1 rRNA gene is annotated in these 556 nt (G+C 39.3%); it reads right to left on the bottom strand.

Annotated elements, in window-relative coordinates:
- Nucleotides 1-413 precede the first annotated feature (413 nt).
- Nucleotides 414-529, bottom strand: a 5S ribosomal RNA gene (gene rrf / locus DZ860_RS23960).
- Nucleotides 530-556 lie beyond the last annotated feature (27 nt).

The raw sequence follows: 556 nt of genomic DNA, 5'->3' as shown, positions 1-556 counted from the left end.
CAAAACTGTCCTTACTCGAAAGTAAGAAGTAATTTTAAAGCTATTACCATTCCAACAGAATGGTAATGAATTGACTGTGCCAAATAACTTCTTTCTACAAGAGAAAGTCATTATTCGTATTGGTCACTCAGTTCATTGAACCCAATTTRTTTCCGAAGAAACAGTCTTTGCCTAAGCAAAAACTTATTGGATTATCATCAACGAGTGCCCACACAGATTGATAGGTTTATATTGTTAAAGAGCTTTGCTTTCAGCACCTTAGTGCATCAGCGAGGTGCGTATAWTACGCTTCCCACTTTGAAAGTCAACATAAAACTCTAAGTTATTTTGCATTTAGCTTTTTRAAAAAGCTGAAAACAAAAAAAAGAATTCTATGGTGACTTGCTTRMATTKYAAGCAAGTGCGGAATTAAAGCCTGGCGATGTCCTACTCTCACATGGGGAGACCCCACACTACCATCGGCGCTATTGCGTTTCACTTCTGAGTTCGGCATGGAGTCAGGTGGGTCCGCAACGCTATGGTCGCCAAGCAAATTCTTTAATTCGGAAAGCTGCTT

This window comes from Vibrio sinensis (assembly GCF_003605645.1).
Lineage (GTDB): Bacteria > Pseudomonadota > Gammaproteobacteria > Enterobacterales > Vibrionaceae > Vibrio > Vibrio sinensis.
The sequence above is the reverse complement of the archived record's forward strand: the minus strand, read 5'-3'. Positions and strand labels throughout refer to the sequence as shown.